Source organism: Metabacillus niabensis (assembly GCF_902829255.1).
Taxonomy (GTDB): Bacteria; Bacillota; Bacilli; order Bacillales; family Bacillaceae; genus Metabacillus; species Metabacillus niabensis.
On record NZ_CADEPK010000099.1, the window covers coordinates 1 to 20,222 of the forward strand.

At 33.8% G+C, this 20,222-nt stretch carries 17 protein-coding genes; 5 read left to right on the plus strand and 12 right to left on the minus strand.

What is annotated here, in order from left to right:
- The first annotated feature begins 33 nt into the window (after positions 1–33).
- Both HU235_RS09655 and HU235_RS09660 read left to right on the plus strand, forming a co-directional pair.
- Positions 34–246, plus strand: coding sequence for a cold-inducible protein YdjO-related protein (locus HU235_RS09655; RefSeq protein ID WP_095301234.1), 213 nt, complete (start codon positions 34–36; stop codon positions 244–246).
- Between the two features lie 211 nt (positions 247–457).
- Positions 458–1,108: a serine/threonine protein kinase gene (locus tag HU235_RS09660; protein ID WP_095301235.1), complete on the plus strand. Its 651-nt coding sequence runs from the start codon at positions 458–460 to the stop codon at positions 1,106–1,108.
- Positions 1,109–1,135: 27 nt separating this feature from the next.
- Here the strand turns inward: HU235_RS09660 and proC are convergent, their stop codons facing one another.
- Entirely contained in the window at positions 1,136–1,939 is an 804-nt protein-coding gene (gene proC, locus HU235_RS09665) for a pyrroline-5-carboxylate reductase (RefSeq protein ID WP_370877243.1), read from the minus strand.
- Between the two features lie 414 nt (positions 1,940–2,353).
- Between proC and HU235_RS09670 the strand changes: the two genes are divergently transcribed.
- Positions 2,354–2,797 (plus strand): cupredoxin domain-containing protein, encoded by a 444-nt coding sequence (locus HU235_RS09670; protein ID WP_174880088.1) that lies wholly within the window; start codon positions 2,354–2,356, stop codon positions 2,795–2,797.
- A 71-nt stretch (positions 2,798–2,868) separates the two neighbouring features.
- On the opposite strand, the gene HU235_RS09675 is transcribed toward HU235_RS09670, so the two are convergent.
- The 4 genes from HU235_RS09675 to HU235_RS09690 all read right to left on the minus strand — a co-directional run bounded on the left by HU235_RS09675 (position 2,869) and on the right by HU235_RS09690 (position 5,589).
- Positions 2,869–4,053, minus strand: coding sequence for a DHH family phosphoesterase (locus tag HU235_RS09675; RefSeq protein WP_174880089.1), 1,185 nt, complete (start codon positions 4,051–4,053; stop codon positions 2,869–2,871).
- Between the two features lie 76 nt (positions 4,054–4,129).
- The gene (locus tag HU235_RS09680) at positions 4,130–4,642 is read right to left on the minus strand and encodes a GNAT family N-acetyltransferase (RefSeq protein WP_095301238.1); all 513 of its coding nucleotides are present in this window, start codon (positions 4,640–4,642) and stop codon (positions 4,130–4,132) included.
- A 38-nt stretch (positions 4,643–4,680) separates the two neighbouring features.
- Complete coding sequence (locus tag HU235_RS09685; protein ID WP_095301239.1) at positions 4,681–5,211, minus strand: helix-turn-helix domain-containing protein; 531 nt, start codon at positions 5,209–5,211, stop codon at positions 4,681–4,683.
- Between the two features lie 171 nt (positions 5,212–5,382).
- On the minus strand, positions 5,383–5,589 hold the full coding sequence (locus HU235_RS09690) for a DUF6501 family protein (protein WP_095301240.1): 207 nt from the start codon (positions 5,587–5,589) through the stop codon (positions 5,383–5,385).
- 279 nt (positions 5,590–5,868) lie between these two features.
- Here HU235_RS09690 and HU235_RS09695 point away from each other — a divergent pair, with 279 nt between their 5' ends.
- Both HU235_RS09695 and HU235_RS09700 read left to right on the plus strand, forming a co-directional pair.
- A complete protein-coding gene (locus HU235_RS09695; RefSeq protein ID WP_174880090.1) occupies positions 5,869–7,743 on the plus strand; it encodes a terpene cyclase/mutase family protein in 1,875 nt (624 codons plus the stop codon).
- 141 nt (positions 7,744–7,884) lie between these two features.
- Entirely contained in the window at positions 7,885–8,796 is a 912-nt protein-coding gene (locus HU235_RS09700) for a superoxide dismutase (protein WP_174880091.1), read from the plus strand.
- 145 nt (positions 8,797–8,941) lie between these two features.
- Here the strand turns inward: HU235_RS09700 and HU235_RS09705 are convergent, their stop codons facing one another.
- The 7 genes from HU235_RS09705 to HU235_RS09735 all read right to left on the minus strand — a co-directional run bounded on the left by HU235_RS09705 (position 8,942) and on the right by HU235_RS09735 (position 20,001).
- The gene (locus HU235_RS09705; RefSeq protein ID WP_174880092.1) at positions 8,942–9,424 is read right to left on the minus strand and encodes a DUF456 domain-containing protein; all 483 of its coding nucleotides are present in this window, start codon (positions 9,422–9,424) and stop codon (positions 8,942–8,944) included.
- A 145-nt stretch (positions 9,425–9,569) separates the two neighbouring features.
- Positions 9,570–10,916, minus strand: a complete 1,347-nt coding sequence (locus tag HU235_RS09710) for a sodium-dependent transporter (RefSeq protein WP_095301244.1) — start codon at positions 10,914–10,916, stop codon at positions 9,570–9,572.
- Between the two features lie 316 nt (positions 10,917–11,232).
- On the minus strand, positions 11,233–12,483 hold the full coding sequence (gene odhB, locus HU235_RS09715) for a 2-oxoglutarate dehydrogenase complex dihydrolipoyllysine-residue succinyltransferase (protein ID WP_174880093.1): 1,251 nt from the start codon (positions 12,481–12,483) through the stop codon (positions 11,233–11,235).
- A gap of 197 nt (positions 12,484–12,680) precedes the next feature.
- Complete coding sequence (gene sucA, locus HU235_RS09720) at positions 12,681–15,515, minus strand: 2-oxoglutarate dehydrogenase E1 component (RefSeq protein WP_174880094.1); 2,835 nt, start codon at positions 15,513–15,515, stop codon at positions 12,681–12,683.
- Positions 15,516–15,925: 410 nt separating this feature from the next.
- Positions 15,926–17,845 carry a vWA domain-containing protein gene (locus HU235_RS09725; protein ID WP_174880095.1) on the minus strand — a complete coding sequence of 640 codons (1,920 nt, stop codon included), beginning with the start codon at positions 17,843–17,845 and terminating at the stop codon, positions 15,926–15,928.
- Between the two features lie 11 nt (positions 17,846–17,856).
- Positions 17,857–18,708, minus strand: a complete 852-nt coding sequence (locus tag HU235_RS09730; RefSeq protein WP_233452188.1) for an ATP-binding protein — start codon at positions 18,706–18,708, stop codon at positions 17,857–17,859.
- Positions 18,709–18,945: 237 nt separating this feature from the next.
- A complete protein-coding gene (locus tag HU235_RS09735; RefSeq protein WP_174880096.1) occupies positions 18,946–20,001 on the minus strand; it encodes a C40 family peptidase in 1,056 nt (351 codons plus the stop codon).
- Positions 20,002–20,222: the final 221 nt, after the last annotated feature.

A 20,222-nucleotide genomic window follows, 5' to 3' on the forward strand; every position in this document is an offset into this window, starting at 1 on the left:
GAACTTAATCTCCTTTCTAAAGGATGTGTTTAAATGAGATTTCAGCAGCAAGTTGAAAAACCACCTGAGGTAAGCTTAAAAGTTTGGTCTTGTGGTTCAGAAGAATGTAATGGCTGGATGAGGGATAATTTTAAATCAAATGATAATCCTGATTGTCCTCTTTGTGGACACGCCATGGTTGAAGATGAACGTACTTTACCTGTCTTAGAAAATTTTTCAGCAATCCATATGAAAAAAGAATCATAAGAAACACATTGTTTAGAAAATGAAAAAGGCTGTTTTTTGGCCTTTTTTATTTGTCTTTTAAAATTCAAATAGACTACTCTTCCTAAAAACTACATAAATAATGAATCCATTTAGCTTTTTTCTTCTAAATTATCGTTTTACATATATAAAATAGGCAATCAACAATTAAGCAAGACATTTTACATAAGATCGCCTACTTAGAGGTGTTGAAATGTCTTCAATAAAACAAGATTTAGTTGATATTGTTAAAATATATAGTAAGGATCCATTTGACCCTGTTTATGTTAGCTCGATTCCACAAGGCTGGACATTACACGGGAAAGGAAATTTTGCCGCAGTTTTTTCACACCCTTCCCTTAAAGGAAAGGTAGTAAAAATCTATGCAGAAAATCGAAATGGAATTGTTGATGAAATTACTGTATATAAAAAGCTTGGGGAACATAAAGCATACTCAGAACTTGAGGAATATGGAGAACGCTACCTCGTGCTAAAGAAATTAGATGGGATAACATTGTACCAAGCGTTTAAAAAAGGTGTGTTCATTCCTAATTCTGTTATAAGTGACGTTGATAAAGCAATCAATTACGCAATACAGAGGGGCCTTAATCCTACTGATATTCATGGTAAAAATGTCATAATGAATAATGGGCATGGTTATATTGTTGACGTATCCGATTTTTTAAAACCGTATTCCTGTCCTAAATGGAAGCATTTTAAATTTGCCTATTATACGTTTTATTTACCAGTTTTCAGAAGATTACATATCTCTCTCCCTAATTGGTTTTTAGAACGAATAAGAAAAGGCTATCAGCTATATTTACGAATAAGTGGTTTTAGAAAAAAACAAAAAAATCTTGACTAACTAATGTACCTTGAAAGAAGGAGGAACTTATTCGTTTTCTCCTTTAGCTTTCTTATTTGTTGCTAACACAGCTTTTTTTAATAATTCCTCAAATCCACCTTCTTTTAATACTTTTATCCCTTCAGCAGTTGCACCTCCAGGAGTAGTAACTTGACTTCTTAGTTCTTGAGGCTCTTGACCTGTTTTTAACATTTCGATTGAACCGTAGACCATTTCACTTACTAATTCAGACGCTACCTTTCTTGACACTCCTAATTGCTCGGTAGTGTCAATTATCGCTTCTACAAAAAGGTATAAAAAAGCTGGTGCACTACCAGTTATTGCTGTTAAGAGGTGAATATCATTTTCACTACAATAGTGTGAATGACCGATGGCATTAAGTAGAAATTCCATTGTTTGTTCATGTTGCACTTTTACATGATTTCCATATGTAAATAATGTCATTGAATGCCCTACTTCTGCAGCAGTATTTGGCATCATCCAGGCTACAGGGGTCTTTTCTGGGAGGTATGTTTCAAGAAAAGTTGGACCAATCCCAGCAGCAATTGTAACGATAAATTGATTTGTTATCAATAAATTCATCTGCTCAAGAATGATTGGATGTTGGTCAGGTGGAATAGCAAGAACAATTACTTCCACTTCATTTATTATCTCCTTCCAATCTGCTACCATCTTTACCTCGTATTTTTCAACTAAAAATTCTAATCGATTCGAATCGTTTCGATTTGAGATAAACACATTTTCTAAATTCCCACCATTTTTACGATATAAACCTGCTATAATAGATTCTGCCATCCGACCTGCGCCAATAAATAAAATCGATTGCATCATGATGATTCGCCTCTCTTATTTCAATAATGTCTTGATAATTCCTTATATTCCCTTATCTACGTCAGTGCTCATTATAATTTTTTCACTTCAACAACTCCACAAACTTAGAGAAGATCGTTATTTTCAGATTTTTGTATTGAAATGTTCAAAAAATATCATAAAAAAAGACGTCTATTAGACGTCTTTTTTAAACGAATTGAGGCGAAGACTACACGCCACATCGTGTATTACCTATTAAAAGGCTTGTCTTTCGACTTACTCAATTTAGCTCATCGCTATTTCACTATAACACAAAAAAATATAATTGGGAAGACTATATTCTCTTTCAATAGTTTTTATTCTTTTTAACTTTTTAGACAAGTTCACCTCTATTTGTTCATATAGTTGTTGTAGACATGCATTGGGGGGAATAATATGAAATTTATTGTTATTAAACGAAAATGGCTTTTCCTTGTTACTGCAGTAATACTTGCCTGCTGTGCCTATTATTATTCAAAAGGGGCAATTCCTACTTTTCAAAACACTCAAGAAAAGGCAAATTCACTAGAATACCACATGGTTACCGGAGAATTTTCAACAACAACTAAAGATGGCAAAAAAATCGAGGCTTATCGATTTGATCCAGGGACAATCGTCGTTCCAAAAAATGAAGAGGTTTCATTGAGAATTTTTGGTGTCAATGGGGAAGAGCATCCGTTTTATATAGAAGGAACGGATATTAAAGGAACTGTAAAAAAAGGTGAAGAAACTTTAGTTTCATTAAATTTTAAAGAAGCTGGCACTTATAAATTAATTTGTGATACGCATTCCCATGAAGGACATGGATTGCCGATGATAGCTTACATTGTTGTTCAATAGTATTTTTAAGGTCCTAATACGAAAGAAGCTATCTTTCGTATTAGGACTCTTCCTTAACTTTACATAGGTATTTAACCTTGTTTAGCGTCCTTTAATAAATAGTCAATTAGTTTATCATCTTTCGCAAGCCCAACCTGGTAAGTTCTTTTCAAATGACGTTCAGCTGCTTCAAATGATGGTGAGGTATGAGATACCATTTTGTGATTTTTTTCAATTACCCACAAGCCATTTTCTTTTTTATATAATAAGAATAAGTCATCATCCCGATTTTCATAAAGAGCACAACGTTCTTTTACATTGAGTTGATTGTGACGCGCATCCTCTTTTAATGGCTTGAGCTGGAATGGCTTTTCTACAAAAAGTTTAAATGCTTCAGTTGTTAAAGTGCAGCCTGCGGCCTTAGCATGTCCCCCACCGCCAAATTTTCCTGCAAATTCAGAAACATCTATATGATCATGAATCGTTCTAAAACCAACCTTCTTACTACCCATATTCAAAATCACAATACAATCTAAATGTGGGTATTCCTTTCCCAGCGTATTTCCCAATTCTGAGTGATAGGATTCAGCATGAACAATACCTACGCATAGATTTTCTATGAATGTTTGAATTAGCTCCTTCCGCTTCCTGCGGATGTATCTTTCGGTTTTCTTTTCTTCTAAATCTAAAAGCTTTACTTCAAAATCATCAAAACTGAATTGTTCATACTGCTTTATTCTCTCAAGCATACTTTCTTCAAATTCATCAATTGACTGCATATATAATAGATCATTTAATCTTTTAGCGGAAAAATTCGCATTTTTATCCCAATCCCATGTATCATACTGTCTAACAAGTTCGACATAATCCTCGAGCACTTTTGCTGGCTTAATGATCTCTTTTTCGATTAAATATTTATAAAATAACGAAGTAGCTGATGCCTTTTTCCCTTCCGCTTCTTCAACTTTAACATGTCCCCAATTATATTGATTTAAATGTAAAGCTGTTTTATGGTGATCGATTAACTGAACAGAACCACCTTTATTAACGAATTCTTCTAGCCTTTTTTCATTCTCCTGATTTACTGATATATCAGTTATGTACAAAATGTGTTCTTTTTGTTCATTGCTTGTCCTTTTTAGAAACTCCTCTACATGGTAATCTATTCGATTAACAGAAAGATAATGGACGTTTATTTTATCTCCAAAAGCAAGCTTAGCAAGAATGCCACAGCTTACCCCATCTAAATCATTATGAGAAAATAAATGATATTGCATTTACTTCACCGTCTCATTCACTTAAATTTTCGTCTTACTTCAGTATGTGTTTTATTTTAAGTTTCCTATGCATTTTTTAGGATATATTATCGACTCTTTTTCCTAAAATGACTAAGTCCCTTTCTGTTCCTTCCATATCAGCGATTTTAGGAAGGTGAGCCCATTTTTCAAAACTGAATGTTTCAAATAATCGAATGCTTGGTTCATTATGTCCAAACACAAAAGCAAGAATCGTTTTAATTTTTAACTTTGGACAATTAGCAATAGCTTCTTTTATTAGTAACTTACCAAAACCTTTTCCTTGAACACTTGGATCAAGATAAATACTTATTTCAGCTGTTCCGTTATAAGCTGGTCTACCATAAAATGATTGAAAGCTAAGCCAACCTACAATGTTATTATTTTCTTCTAAAACCCATAATGGTCTACGCTCTGCATTATGTTCATGAAACCAGGCTATCCGACTTTCAACCGTTATTTCCTCCAAATCAGCTGTTGCTAGTCTACCTGGAATTGAAGTATTATAAATTTCAACGATTCTCGTTAAATCATCAATATTAGCATCTCTAATGTTTACCTTTTCACTCATAGTCTCTTTCCTTTCACAAATCAATAGATAAAATTTTTTTAATGTTTCGCTTCAGGTATAACAATTGTTGCGATATGTCGTTCACTACGATCTTTAGACGGTTCATTTCCCATTATACTTTTCATTAATTTCGTTAGACCGGTAAGAAATTCATTATATTCTTCATCTGACAAATAAACGATCGCTTCACGAAATAATACTCCATCCCGATACAAATCAAACTCATCCTGATTAAGATATTGTTCGTATTGTCCAAGTAAATAGGTCATAAATGTTAAAAATAAATGAAGCTGTTCATCCTTCGATAAATTTTCCATTTCTTCCTTAGATGCAACTTGGTGATCAGCCAATGCATAAATTTTTTCTACCGTCCCTCGTATTTGATTTTCTTTGATAACTTTAATGATTCCTGCATCTAATAACTTATTTAAATGCCGATATAGCGTTGCTTGAGGTACATTTGTTAATCTCTCCGCCATTTGTCCGACATTTAATTCTTTTCCACCAATCAAAGTTTGAACAATTTTCATCCTAACAGGGTGTAAGATTAATTTAGCCTTTGAGTCCAATTTAATCTCCTCCTTAGGTAAATGATAAAAACAGGTAAACAGGTTATTATTTTCATATTTGAGAATAAAAGGGTATTATGCTACGTTTATTTGAAATAGTAGGCAAAACCATCACTTCAAACATCCATATGTAAAAAGAATGACACTTTGGTCATTCTTCATAAACTAAGATTATGCTTGTTCTTCAAAATACTCCTTATAAAAGCCGCCAACTTTACCAGTGTTATCTATGACAAAATAAAATTCTTCTGTTTCATTTTGAACATCATATTGATTTCCAACTGTTAATACATTTTTCACAACATATTTTTTTGCATTAGTATGTATACATGTCACTTTTTTCACTGGTTGTTTCGTTTGCCAAGTTTTATGGATCATATTATTCAGTCCTTTCTATCCTCTAGTTTAACCTGAATGAAAGGAAAATGACAAATAGTATATGACAATTTTTTTAAAAATTCGCAAGTAAAAATGCTATGACAATTTCTCACTTTATTAAAGTGTTGCATAAACAGTTAGATTGCTTTCTAATGATGCAACAAAAAGAGAGGCACATGGTGGAAAAGATATCACTCGAAATCAAAAATTTCCAGTCAAACTTAAATCCACTCATAACAAACTAGTTTTTGCATATCCATATGCTGAGGTGAACAGTAAATGGTGAATTTCAAGGAAAACATAAAGAAGAAAGTTTCAGTAAGAATAAAGGAATTAGAAATGCTTCAAAATGAGGATGGTACGTGGAATTTTTGCTTTGAAGGTGGGTTGATGACAGATGCATTTTTAATCATTTTATTACGCTCATTACAAATCAATGATGAAGAAAGCTTAATCCTCCGATTAGCAAATCGGATTATCCACTTACAAAATAGTAGTGGTGTATGGGCATCACATCCAGATGAAAAAACTGGTCATCTCTCAACAACAATACAAGCATATACAGCATTACTTTGCTCAAATTATTATACGCGTGAACATCCAAAGCTAAAACAAGCTGAACTTTTCATCCGCCAAAACGGTGGACTATCCAAAGCACATTTTATGACAAAATGGATGCTTGCTGTTAATGGCTTATATCATTGGCCACCACTTTTTTATATACCTATGTCTTTCCTGCTTATACCTTCTACCTGGCCTATCAATATTTATCAATTTAGCGGATACGCGAGAATTCATTTAATCCCAATGATCGTTGCAGCAAATAAAAAATTTTCAATACAAAACCCAAGTCTACCTGATTTAAGTCATCTTATCTCAAATCGTTCTCATAATAATTGGAATTTAGATTGTACTACGAGATCAAATCATTTATTTATTGAAGAAATGAAAAGACTCACTAATTTGCCTCATTATTTTCATCGAAAGGGATATGAGCAAGCAGAGCAGTATATGTTAAAACGGATTGAAGATGATGGAACTCTTTATAGCTATGCAAGTGCTACTTTTTTTATGATTTATGCATTAATAGCTCTAGGATATAATAAGAAATCACCGATCATTCAAAAAGCGATAAATGGATTAAAACAGCTTATTAGTACAAATTGTAATGGAATACACTTAGAAAACTCTACCTCTACCATATGGGATACAGCGCTAATAAGCTATGCATTACAAGAAGCAGGCGTCCCTACTCACCATAAAATGATTAAGAAATCAACCTCATATTTACTATTAAAACAACATAGAAAACTTGGAGACTGGAAGGTTCACAATCCAATCATAGCCCCTGGAGGCTGGGGGTTTTCTCATAATAATACAATAAATCCTGATAATGATGATACTTCAGCCGCTTTAAGAGCAATTACTAGAAGGGCACTGATCGAAAATAAAGCTAGCATCAGTTGGTTTAAGGGAGCAACTTATCTATTATCTATGCAAAATAGAGATGGTGGGTTTGGGGCATTTGAGAAGAATGCAAATTCACTGCTTTTATCATATATTCCACTAGAAAATGCACCAGACGCCGCTATAGATCCTTCAACTCCTGATTTAACCGGGAGAGTATTAGAATTTTTCGGGAATTTCGCAAATTTAACAACACAGCACCCGAGTGTGAAAGCTGCCGTTGATTGGCTTATTTCAAACCAACAGGCAAATGGCTCCTGGTACGGACGATGGGGTGTCTGTTATATATACGGCACTTGGGCTGCAATTACTGGTCTAATTGCAGTTGGATATCCCTCAACTTCTCCGCAAATTGTAAAAGCGATAAAATGGTTAGAATCGATTCAGCACGGTGATGGGGGCTGGGGAGAATCTTGTAAAAGTAGTGAAAAGAAAACATTTATTCCCCTTCCATACAGTACACCTTCACAAACTGCATGGGCTTTAGATGCAATAATCCAAGCTGGTGGCCAAAAAAGGAAATCTGTTGAAAGAGGTATTTCCTATTTATTAAGCAATGAAAAGACGAAAGAAGAAATGTCCTATCCGACAGGTATTGGATTACCTGGCCAGTTTTATATTCATTATCATAGCTACAATAAGATTTTCCCTTTATTAGCATTAGCTCATTATCTACAAAAACAATGATTTTTTTATATATTTAACTCGTTCCAAGCCATTTTCTACTATTACACTGATTTCTTATTTTACTAGATAGTAGATAAATAACTTCAACCTTTTTTTAAAACTGCATATATTGGATACGACGGAAAATGAGGAGGGTTATTGATGTCTGAACAATATCAGATTGTAATGAAGCAATGGTGTGACGATATGCTCGAAGCATATCATCAATATGTTTTAACGCTAAGGGAGCAAATTGGTACAGATACGTTAGAAAAATGGAAGCAACAAATTATTGAATTTCAAGAAGAGCTTTCGAACGAAAAATACATGGATTCAATGGAAATTTATGAACGTGCAAATGAATTATACCTTCAATTTGATTCGTATTTTTCACCTTTTGATCTCCCGCTTGAGGAAAAGTTCATACGGATTCAGCCACAATCAGGAAGTGTTCCAATTGGGGAACATTCTCTCCCACCATTACCATATGAATATGATGCATTGGAGCCTTATATTAGTGAAGAAATCATGCGACTCCATCATGATAAACATCACAAAAGCTATGTCGATGGTTTAAATAAAGCTGAAAAGGAAATGCAAGCTGCCCGTAATTCTAATAATTTTTCCCTTATAAAGCATTGGGCACGCGAGGCTGCATTTCATGGTGCTGGCCATTATCTCCATACAATTTTTTGGAGTATTATGAGTCCAAACGGAGGTGGTGAGCCCTCAGGCTTACTAATGCGCGAATTAACAAATTCATTCGGTAGTTATCAAAAATTTAAAAGACATTTTTCAGAAGCAGCTGCAAATGTAGAAGGTGTCGGTTGGGCAATATTAGTCTGGTCACCTCGCTCAAGACGATTAGAAATTCTCCAATCAGAAAAGCACCAAAATTTAAGCCAATGGGATATTGTCCCTCTTTTAGTTCTTGATGTTTGGGAACACGCTTATTATTTACAGTATAAAACTGACCGAAAAGCGTATATTGAAAACTGGTGGAAAATTGTCAATTGGCGCGAGGTAGAACGAAGATTCCATGAAGCACAACAATTAAAGTGGCAGCCATTTTAATAAAAAGATAAATGAATGAGACTGTTTAAACCGTCCAAATAGCATGATAAACTTCTAAAACAACGTATTGATAAATAAAAAACCAAAAAGGAACGTGTGCCCACGTTCCTTTTTGGATCATGCTTTTATTACTATTTTAAAAAAATTAGAAAATAACTGCTAGTATAAACCAAACAATCATTAGTAATTGAATTAATAATTTAGCAATGCTTCCACCTAAAAACCCTATTATTGTAGCAAAACCAATTTTTGCTGCTTTTTTCGTATCCTTATGAATGATTACCTCAGTAATAAGTACAGCAAGGAAAGGAATGATGATAATACCAAAAGGAGGTAAAATAAACGAACCAATAATCGTAGCAACTACAGCTATTCGTTCAGAGGTTTTTGAACCACCATATTTCTTGACAAAATAACTATTGGCAATAATATCTGCTGCAATCAAGACGATACTTAAGATAATCATACTTATCCAAAACCAAATCGATAAACCATCTGGGTTAATTAGAAACTGGTAAACAGCAAATCCACCCCAGATCATCACAATTGAAGGAATCAATGGGTATACAATTCCAACAAAACTCAAGATAAACAAAATGACAGTGATTCCCCACCATACATATTCCATTTAACTACCTACTCTCTAATATTAAAAATTTAATCCTTTTTGGTACATATCAATTACGTTTGAAATAATCAAAGGTTTCTAAAAATTAAATAAAGGCACAAGCAAATCATTGCTTTGTGCCTCTCTTTATATTTCACTTTCTATTTTATAAAATACCAAGTACATCTAAAAATACAACAATAATCACAATCGGTGCTATATATTTCAAAAGAAAATACCAACATGCAAACACCTTTTTACTTAACTTAGAACCTTGTGTAACCTCATGAAAAAGCATTTCCTTTGAAATCTTAGCTGGCACAAACAATGCAATAAATAACGCACCTAAAGGCATCAAAATATTACTGACAAGAAAATCTGCTGCATCGAAAATTGATTTATCGAATATCAAAACATCGCTTAGAACCCCATATGACAATGTTGAAGGGATGCCGAATATAAAGATACATAAACCAATAATCCATGAGAATTTTTTTCGTTTTGCTTCATTTCCTTTAGCAAGTGGAGCGACAATGATTTCAAGCATAGAGAATGCAGATGTTAATGTCGCAAATAAAAATAGCAATAAAAAAGCGATTAAGAAAAACATTCCAAAAGGCATTTGATTAAAAACTGTCGGGAGCACATTAAATAATAACACTGGTCCTGCATCTGGGGCTAAATCAAATGAAAAAACTGCTGGAAAAATCGCCAAGCCTGCTAATAAAGCAACTAATAAATTTAGAACAACAATGGAAATCGCTGACTGTGGTAAATTTTCCTTTTTCGATAAATAGGAACTATACGTAACCATAACCGAAACACCTACACTAAGGGCAAAAAAGGATTGACCCATTGCATATAAAATCGTCTCAGACGTAATATTTGAAAAATCAGGCTTTAAAAAGAAGATGATTCCTTCCATTGCACCGTCTAATGTAACAGAACGAATAATAAGAACAATAAATAAGATAAAAAGAGCTGGCATCATAAATTGGCTAGCTTTTTCAATCCCATTAGAGACTCCTTTTGAAACAACAAATATCGTAATTGCCATAAACAGTAATTGTGCGAAAATTGTCATACTTGGGTTCGAAATACTTTGATTAAATAGCTCACTATATTGTTGTTCTGTTAGTCCAGATAGTTCCCCTGTTATACCTTTAAAAATATAAATTAATATCCAACCACCAACAACACTATAAAAAGAAAGTAAAATAAAACATGTAATAATTCCTAATCGTCCGATATTGTGCCATAGTGAATTTGGTGCTATTTGTTTATATGATTGGATGGCATCCTTTTGCGTACTCCGTCCAATGATAAATTCCCCCAATAAAAGGGGCAGACCAACCAATACAGTAAATAAAATAAAAATAAGAAAAAATATTCCCCCGCCACTTGTACCAGCAACATATGGGAATTTCCATATTGCCCCAAGGCCAATAGCTGACCCAGCAGCAGCAAGAATAAATGCAAGTTTTGATGACCATTGTTCAACATTATTACTCACAAAATCACCTCTAAATTTTCTCGTGTTAGCTAGATTGATTAGAAATGATTTTATTCAACCAATTTGATAACCAATACTATTTTAACAACATATTGATAACCATTTTATCATTTTACTACAATAATTTAAATTGCAAATTTTAAAAAAATTCCTTTGTCTTGTAAAATTATTTAGTAAGCTTACAAAGCTACGATAACGAAACATTTTTATATTTACAACGATAACCAATTTGTCTATCTTTTGGTTATTCCTATTCGACAATTGCTTTTTTTGAATTAAAAAGGGAATGATGTTATTTTCATCATTCCCCTTCATATTATCCTTCTAATAATAAAGATTCTGGGTCCTCAAGTAGCTCTTTAACTGTTACTAAGAAGCTAACTGCTTCTTTACCATCAACAATCCGGTGATCATATGATAATGCAATATACATCATTGGACGATTTTCGATTTTTTCAGCATCAATTGCAACTGGGCGCAATTGAATTTTATGCATACCTAGAATTCCTACTTGTGGTCCATTTAAGATTGGCGTTGACATTAATGACCCAAAAACCCCACCATTTGTAATTGTAAATGTACCACCTTGTAAATCCGATAATCCTAATTTATTATCTCGTGCTTTATTAGCAAGATTTAAAATTTCACTTTCAATCCCCGCAAAGTTCAAGCGATCTGCATCACGAACGACTGGAACAACTAGACCTTCTGGTGCAGAAACTGCAATTCCAATATCATAGTATTTTTTCATGATAATCTCATTGCCTTGTATTTCAGCATTCAGCAATGGGAATTGTTTTAAAGCTGCGACAACTGCTTTTGTAAAGAACGACATAAAACCTAATCGGACTTCATGGGTTTCGAAAAATTTATCTTTGCGACGTTTACGTACTTCCATAACAGCCGTCATATCAACTTCGTTAAATGTTGTTAGCATCGCTGCTGTTTGTTGCACTTCAACTAATCTGTTTGCAATTGTCTGTCTCCGTCTCGACATTTTGATCCGTTCAACTGGTTTACTTGGATTGTCTTGCTGAACTGCAGGTTCTGATGCTTTTGCAACAGGCTTAGATTGTTCTACTCGTACAGGTGTTTCTGTATGTGCTTCAACATCTTGTTTTCGCACTCTGCCTAATGGATCAACTGTTTTTACTTGTTGTAAATCAATGCCACGTTCACGTGCAAGTCTTCTAGCAGCAGGTGAAGCAATTGGACGTTGTTTTATGTCTTCATCATTTTCTACTATTTCGGATGATGCAGTAGGTGCTTCATGGACTTTTACTTCCGCACCTTCATCTTTTCCCTTCTCTAGTGTAGCAGATACAGCTCCTCCATTTTCATCAATTACCCCAATTGTTTCACCAACTTGAACTGTATCACCGGAATCTTTATGTAATTCTTTAAGAACACCTGAATACTCAGCAGTTAACTCAACGTTTACCTTATCTGTTTCAACCTCTAAAAGATATTCACCTTTTTCAACTACATCACCAGGCTGCTTTAGCCATTGTGCGATCGTTCCTTCAGTAATAGATTCAGCAAGCTCAGGTACTTTAATTTCAGCCATGTTGTTTTCCCCCTTAAAGTACTTACTTTTAAACAAAACTAACATTACATATGATGTAAATGTTTGGTTTTAAACTTAGTAAGTCCCACTTTTTCCTTAATTTTGTTAGTGGGGAGATTATCCCCACATGTCTTTATACATGCCTTCAAAGATTAGCCTTGTTTTCGCTTTTTTTCAAGAAAAAGGAAAAAAATCCCTTATTTCTTTTCCCAAGTTAACGCTTCAGTAACGATACGATTTTGGTCTTTTCTATGAATATTTGGATCTCCCTCAGCTGGACTCTGTCTTCTTCTTCGACCTATATATTTAACAGGTACTCCTTGTGGTGCTATTTCTCTAAGTTTTGGATCGATAAATAACCAAGCACCCATATTTTGCGGTTCTTCCTGAACCCAGACAATTTCTTCTAATGAAGTTAATTTACTGATAATTGACGAAATAATCTTTTTAGGGAATGGATATAGCTCCTCGACCCGAAGGATATGAACCCAATCCTGATTGCCCTCAAGAGAATTTAATTTATCCGTTAAGTCAATTGCTATTTTTCCGCTACAAAGCACAAGTCTTTTTATCTTCTCAGGAGATTGTCCTAGTCCTGGTTGCTCAATGACAGGCTTAAACTCTCCTTCACTTAAATCAGATAAAGGTGAAACAGTCTGTGGATTTCGCAATAGACTCTTTGGCGTCATTATCACCAATGGTCTTACTTCTTCTCGTTTTAACAAATCAGCTTGTCGTCGTAAAATATGAAAATATTGCGCTGCATTTGTTAAATTTGCTACTTGCCAGCTATCCTCAGCTGCCAATTGTAAGAAACGCTCTAACCGACCGCTTGAGTGCTCTGGACCTTGGCCTTCAAAACCATGTGGTAAAAGCATGACTAATCCAGATTTTTGTCCCCATTTTGCACGACCGGCAGCAATAAATTGATCAAAGAACACTTGGGCAGCGTTTGCAAAGTCTCCATATTGTGCTTCCCATAAAACAAGAGTTTCTGGGGCAAACACATTATAGCCGTACTCGAAGCCAAGAACAGAACCTTCTGATAACGGACTATTATGAACCGCAAATGATGCCTTCGCATCACGCAATCGATGCAATGGTGAATAGGAATCACCTGTCTCTACATCATGAAGAACAATATGTCTTTGTGCAAAGGTTCCCCGTTGCGAATCCTGTCCAGTAATCCGAATTGGTGTACCATCTTCAAGTAAGGAAGCGAATGCTAATGCTTCACCTAAGGCCCATTCAACTTTCCCTTCTTCTGATAGTGCTTTTGCCCGCTTTTCCAGTATTCGTTTTAATTTAGGAAATACTTTAAAATCCTCTGGCCAACTTACAAGCTCTTCATTTAACTTAAGCAATTGCTTTTTATCGATAGATGTTTTCAATTTTGGTAGACCGCTATTTACAAATTCAGGTAATTGAATTTCATGAACTTGTGAGACTTTTTTATCAGGAACTTTTTGATAGGCCTTTTCCAAAGTAGCTTGAACTTCTTCATTCATTTTTACAAGTTCTTCTGATTTTAAAACACCTTCATTAACCAATTTATTTCCGTAAATCTTACGTACAGTTGGATGTTTTCTTACCTTTTCGTATAACTTTGGCTGAGTCATAGCAGGTTCATCCATTTCATTATGACCAAACCTTCTATATCCGATTAAATCAATTAAGAAATCACTTTTAAATTTATTTCGGTATTCCATCGCGATATGTACTGCAGCTAAACATGCTTCAGGATCATCTGCATTAACGTGTACAATCGGAATTTCATATCCCTTTGCTAAGTCACTCGCATACTTTGTTGAACGAGAATCACGGCTTTCAGTTGTAAAACCAATCATATTATTTGCAATAATATGAACAGTTCCTCCAGTTTGATAGCCATTCAGTTTATTTAAATTTAGAGTTTCTGCTACGATTCCTTCACCTGGAAATGCAGCATCACCATGAATCAAAATTGACATCGCTTTATTTACATCTTGTTTAGGATGACCTTTTTCTGTGCGTTCTTCCTGTGCAGCCCGCGTATATCCTTCAACAATTGGATCAATAAATTCTAAATGACTTGGATTATTTGCTAATGTAACTTTTGCTCGAACAGTATGTTCATCTTTAATTTGCTTATTAGCACCTAAGTGATATTTTACATCTCCGCTCCATCCGTAGTTAATACCGATCGAGCCTTCTGAAGGTACAAGCTCTTTATTAGGAGCATGTTGGAATTCAGAAAATATAATTTCATATGGCTTTCCTAGGACATGTGCTAACACATTTAAGCGTCCACGGTGTGCCATACCAATGTTTATCGTATTAGTGCCGACTTCAACAGCACTAGAAATTAATTCATCAAGTATTGGGACTAACATATCCAACCCTTCAATAGAGAAGCGTTTTTGACCTACAAAGGTACGATGAAGGTATTGCTCAAATCCCTCTACTTCCGTTAGTCTCTTTAAAATAGATTTACGCTTTTCATTTGATAAATCCTTAAAGATTACCCCTGATTCAACTTGTTTTACAAGCCATGTTTTTTCTTCATAATTGTGAACATGACTGAACTCAAATGCAATTGATTTTTTATAAACTTCTTTTAAATATTGAAAAGCCTCAAGCCCATTTGAAACATGGTCTGGTGCATCCTCACAAATAAGATGTGCAGGAATTTCTTTTAAGTCTTCCTTTGTTAAATCATACGATTCTAAAAGAAGAAATTCATTTTTCGTTTTATTCTCTTCTAACGGATAAATAGCAGCATTTAAATGTCCATATCTGCGAATATTAGTCGCAAGATTCACTGCTTCTGCAACTTTTTTCATTTTATCAGCACTAATTGTTTCTTCTGTTGCAAATGTTACTTCATTAGTCTGTATAGAAGGAGAACCCCAGTTATCAAAGATTTCCTTTAATTCTATGTCAATAGAATTAGGATCGGTTTTATATCGATCATACTGTTCCATGACATAGCCGAGGTTTGGACCATGAAAGTCTTCCCAAGGGAATTTCTTCTTCAGTGTGCCTTCTGACATCTAACATTACCCCCAACTATTCTTAAATGATCAGAACTATTCTGATACTTCTCGGGAAGGATAATATTATCCTACAATATCATTAACCATTGAAAGTATAGTAGCTTGATAATAAAACGCTTCCAAAGCTATTTTAACATTGATAGTGCTATATTCCAACCCACATTAATTAAAATTTTCAAAAAAATATATACTTTTTTCGCCTTATATTCCTGACAAACGATCACTCTCTCTTAAAACGCTTATTATTATGATTTTTCATTAAATCCTCAACTCCTATTTTCTTAAAAAATCTACCTTCTATAAATTACAATATTTATTATTTTAGAGTATTTTCCTCATTATTAATTGTCTTTCGTTAGTTTTTCTTACAAAAAAGAGAGTAATGGAAAAAAATATTCCATTACTCTCTATATTGTCTTTAATAACAAGCGCTTTAACAAAGGAAAAAGCTGTTCTGATAACTCATCGATTTTATTGACAAAAATACTGTACTTACCATATATATTTTGAATTGTTTTTTTTGTTGCTTCATCAATGTCTCCATTAGCTAAAAAGACATTCAACACTTCAATTCCCAGTTTTCTTGCCTCAAGTACAGCCTCATGTGTATCAATAATTCCATTTCTCTCATAACCCATCGCAGCCGGTTCTCCATCTGAAAAAACGAGGAGAAATTTTTGCTTTTCATTTCTTCTTATTAATTGTTTCGTCATATGGCGAATGGCATATCCGTCACGATTATCTTCTTCGGGAGATAATTGCATAATTTCAGGACCCGATTGCTGTTTAAGTGAACTTTCAAAGGAAATGACTGTATGAAAATGGTTTGGTTGCCGCGTTTTTGATGCTTCATTTGTATCTTCCCAAAAACCAACAATTTGGTGTGGTACTTGTACTGACTTTAATGTTTCATGGAAAAGAATAATTCCATATTTTGTTTGCTCCATTTTGTCATACATTGATGCGGAGCAATCGACAAGTAACGTAAAAACTGCATCAATCTGTGGTGCCTTTTCTTGTTTTTTATAAAAGAGCTTCGGATTCTCATCTGTTACTAATCTTAAAAGTTTTTTGTTCAATCTTCCTAGATGTAAATCGTTTCTTGGTAGCGTTTTTTTATGCTCCAGTGTTTTTTGGATCATCATTTTTAATTTTTTCTGAAATAATTGAACTTCATTTCGATTTGTTTTATACTTGTCCATTTCCTCTGGTGTCGGTGTTGTTGAATCTTTAAAAACTGGATAAGCGTATTTATTTTCAAGACCATAAGCAAACTCATTTGATGCATCTCGTTTATCTTTCCTATTCTCGAGTGCTTCTAATTTTGAGTAGTCATTCTTCTTTGCTTTTTTAGATGTTCCTTGTATCATACCAAGTGCTTGATAAGTGTCATCACCTTCACGTATAATACCATCCCCATTTATTGTTGTATTAGTCCCTTGTTCCAGTTCGAACTGCAAGAAACTTTTTGTTGGCTTACTTGTTTCACTATGCCAAGTTGGTAGTTTATTTTCATGGACATCTTCATCACCTTTTTTAGCTTCTTTTAAACTATCTTTATTTTTTAATTTTGTTTTTCTTTTTAAATCATCAAATAAAATTGGATTTTCTAACAGATCATATGGTAAATCCGCTAAGAAAAAATACGTATTTAACATATCTTTTTCTAAAACCTCTTCGATCACTTCCATCATTTCTGTTACAAGATTCAGCACCTGTTTAGTTGAACGACATTCATAAACCTGGAATAGCTTTGATTCAAGAAAAGGAAGGATCCGTTGAATATTTTCAATTAAAGCTGCATGATTATTGATTGGAGATTGCGCTGTTAACTGTAAATAAAGATAATTAAAAAGTGCATCTGTTGAAATACTTCGTTCTTGATGAATTATTAACTGACTTTGAAAATATTTTCGATATAAATCTCTTCTTACTGAAAATACTTTCTTTGTACCAGCACGTTCTTTTTTACACAATTCCTCAATTCGAATATCCTCAAGTAGCATTGCTAATTGCCTAGCAAAGCTTGGAAACTTTGAATGTTTTGTCTTTTCAATAAATAATCCTATTTCATGATAATTTGTGTGATGAAAATTTCCGATGCAACGTAAAAACACATCACTTTTTAATCCATTAACTGTCTCATTTTTATCACGATGATCCCAAAAATGACTAACATAAATTTTCTTCTCGATCGGATCAAGGTAGGATTGTACACTATAATCAACTTCAACATCATTTTGTTTTGTCAAGGCCTTCGCTAAATCGGATAGTTCCATAAATAAAAATGAATCAATTTGTTCGTCATTAAATTTAATAAACCTCAAGATCGAAAACCTCACTCAAATAGTGTTTCTGCTAAATTTCGAATAGCCGCTTTTTCACGTTCATCCTCTAATTTATCGACAATTCCTCTTTCAATTGCACGTAGGGGTGGCAAATAAATTGCTAAATCACACGTATCAATAAGTGCCCGAATAGATGCAGCCTCTTCAGAAACTTGCCCATTTTGTACAAGGGTAAGCAAATCTGCTGATAGTCTCGTAAACGTATTAATTAATTGCTCGTTTTCTAAACTTGATTGTTGTGCTAAAACTTGCTTTAACTCCTGTCCTTGTATATATGGAACATCAATCACAACAAAGCGATTTTTTAATGCTTCATTAAGAGGAACCGTACCAACATACCCTTCATTTATCGCTGCTATAACTCCAAAATGTTCGTTTCCTTTAATAACATCACCGGTAAATGGATTTGTTATCATTCTTCGATAATCAAGTACACCATTTAATATTGGTAATGTTTCCGGCTTAGCCATATTGATTTCATCGATATATAATAAATGACCACGATCCATTGCTTTAACAACAGGACCTGGCACAAAATCAATTGTTGTTTCACCATTTCGATTCGCAATTGTTTTAAAGCCAAGAAGCGCCTCCGCATCCATGTCAATTGAGCAATTTATACTATGCATCGGTTGTTGAAATAAATAAGAAAGAGTTTCTGCTAGTTTTGTTTTACCAGAACCAGTTGGACCTTTTAATAGAACATTTTTTCCTAAAGATAGAGCAATAATTGCATCATATAAAATCGATTCCTCTGAAGGTGTATATCCTCCCTTACCAATAAGAAGCTTTTCTTCATCATTAACTGTAGTTAAGCTTCGTTTCTGTATACGTAATTTTATTTCTTCTGGTAATTGATAAGAATTAATATTTTCCAATTTGTTTTGCCTACTTTCATTTCACATAATGATAAATCCTTTAATCTTCAACGAGTATACTAGATAATCAACTGTTATTCAAAGATTTCATTCGATTGTTCACATCCTCGTAAATTTCATCCATCATAAACTTCATACCTATAAGAAAAAGAGCCAAAAACTGGCTCTCTTCTAGAAATTAATCTATTAAACTTTTCTTTCTTAGTTTAAATAACGTTTAGCACCTAAATAACGTTTTTTCCAATAGGAGTTATTTAAATTGCTAATGGTAACTCCAGAACTACTCGCATGAATAAATTCATTATTTCCTAAATAAATTCCCATATGTGAGGGACCTTCTTTATAAGTAGTGAAAAATACAAAGTCTCCAACAGAAGGCGAATTAACTGACTTCATAATATCCCAATATCCTGCAGTACTTAAGCGGGATACAGATGTAACTTTATTCAGGACATAATAAATGAATCCACTACAATCAAACCCAGCTGGCGTATTCCCTCCCCAACGGTAAGGAGTTCCCATTAAAGATTTTGCTTCTGAAATAACAGTATTTATTTTAGATGATGAACTAGACGGTTCCTTTGTTCCTGAAGAATTATTATCTGGTTGAATAGTTTCTTTTCCAGATAGCTTTAACTTTTGTCCGACGTAGATCGTATCTGATTTTAAATTATTTGCTACCTTGATTTCTCCAATAGTAACATTATACTGATTTGCAATCTTCCAGAGTGAATCTCCAGCTTTTACAGTATATGTATTCGTTCCACTAGTATTCGGTGAACTAGATGGAGGATTTGATGGAGTCGAATTATTCGGTTTCGTTGTGCTAGTTTTTTTCACGGTTAAGACTTGTCCAACACGAATTAAATCACTAGATAATCCGTTTAATTTCTTCAATTCACTTACTGAAGTATTATATTGTTTTGCAATTACCCACAAAGAGTCACCAGCTTTTACTTTATAAGTAGTAGCCTTTGTTGTAGTACTTGTATTTGAAGAAGTATTTGTATTTGTATTTGTATTTGTCGGTGTAGTCGTTTTACTTCCAGGTATTTCTAGCACCTGACCAACTTTAATAAAATCTGTAGTTAATCCATTTGTCGTTTTTAATAATTGTACAGTAGTATTATATTCTCTTGATAGCTCCCAGAGTGTATCACCACTTTTCACTTTTACACTTTCAGCGTTTGCCATTGTTGCAAAAAGGGATGAACCTACTACAGCAGTTGCAGTCAGCCCGATAAGTTTTTGTTTCATTTCTTTAAAGTACCTCCTAATTTCTGTGTAATTTTTCCAACTATAAGTTGTATATTGATACAATTTATAGACTAGGTTAAAAGTAACATTTCATCACAACCTAAAAAACTACCAGTCTTTTATCACAACTCACATGCATATTTTAATAGAACAAAAGAAAAAAAACTACAAAATAATAAGCAAAAAGATATAAAACGATAAAAACAGGTATAAAGTTACAC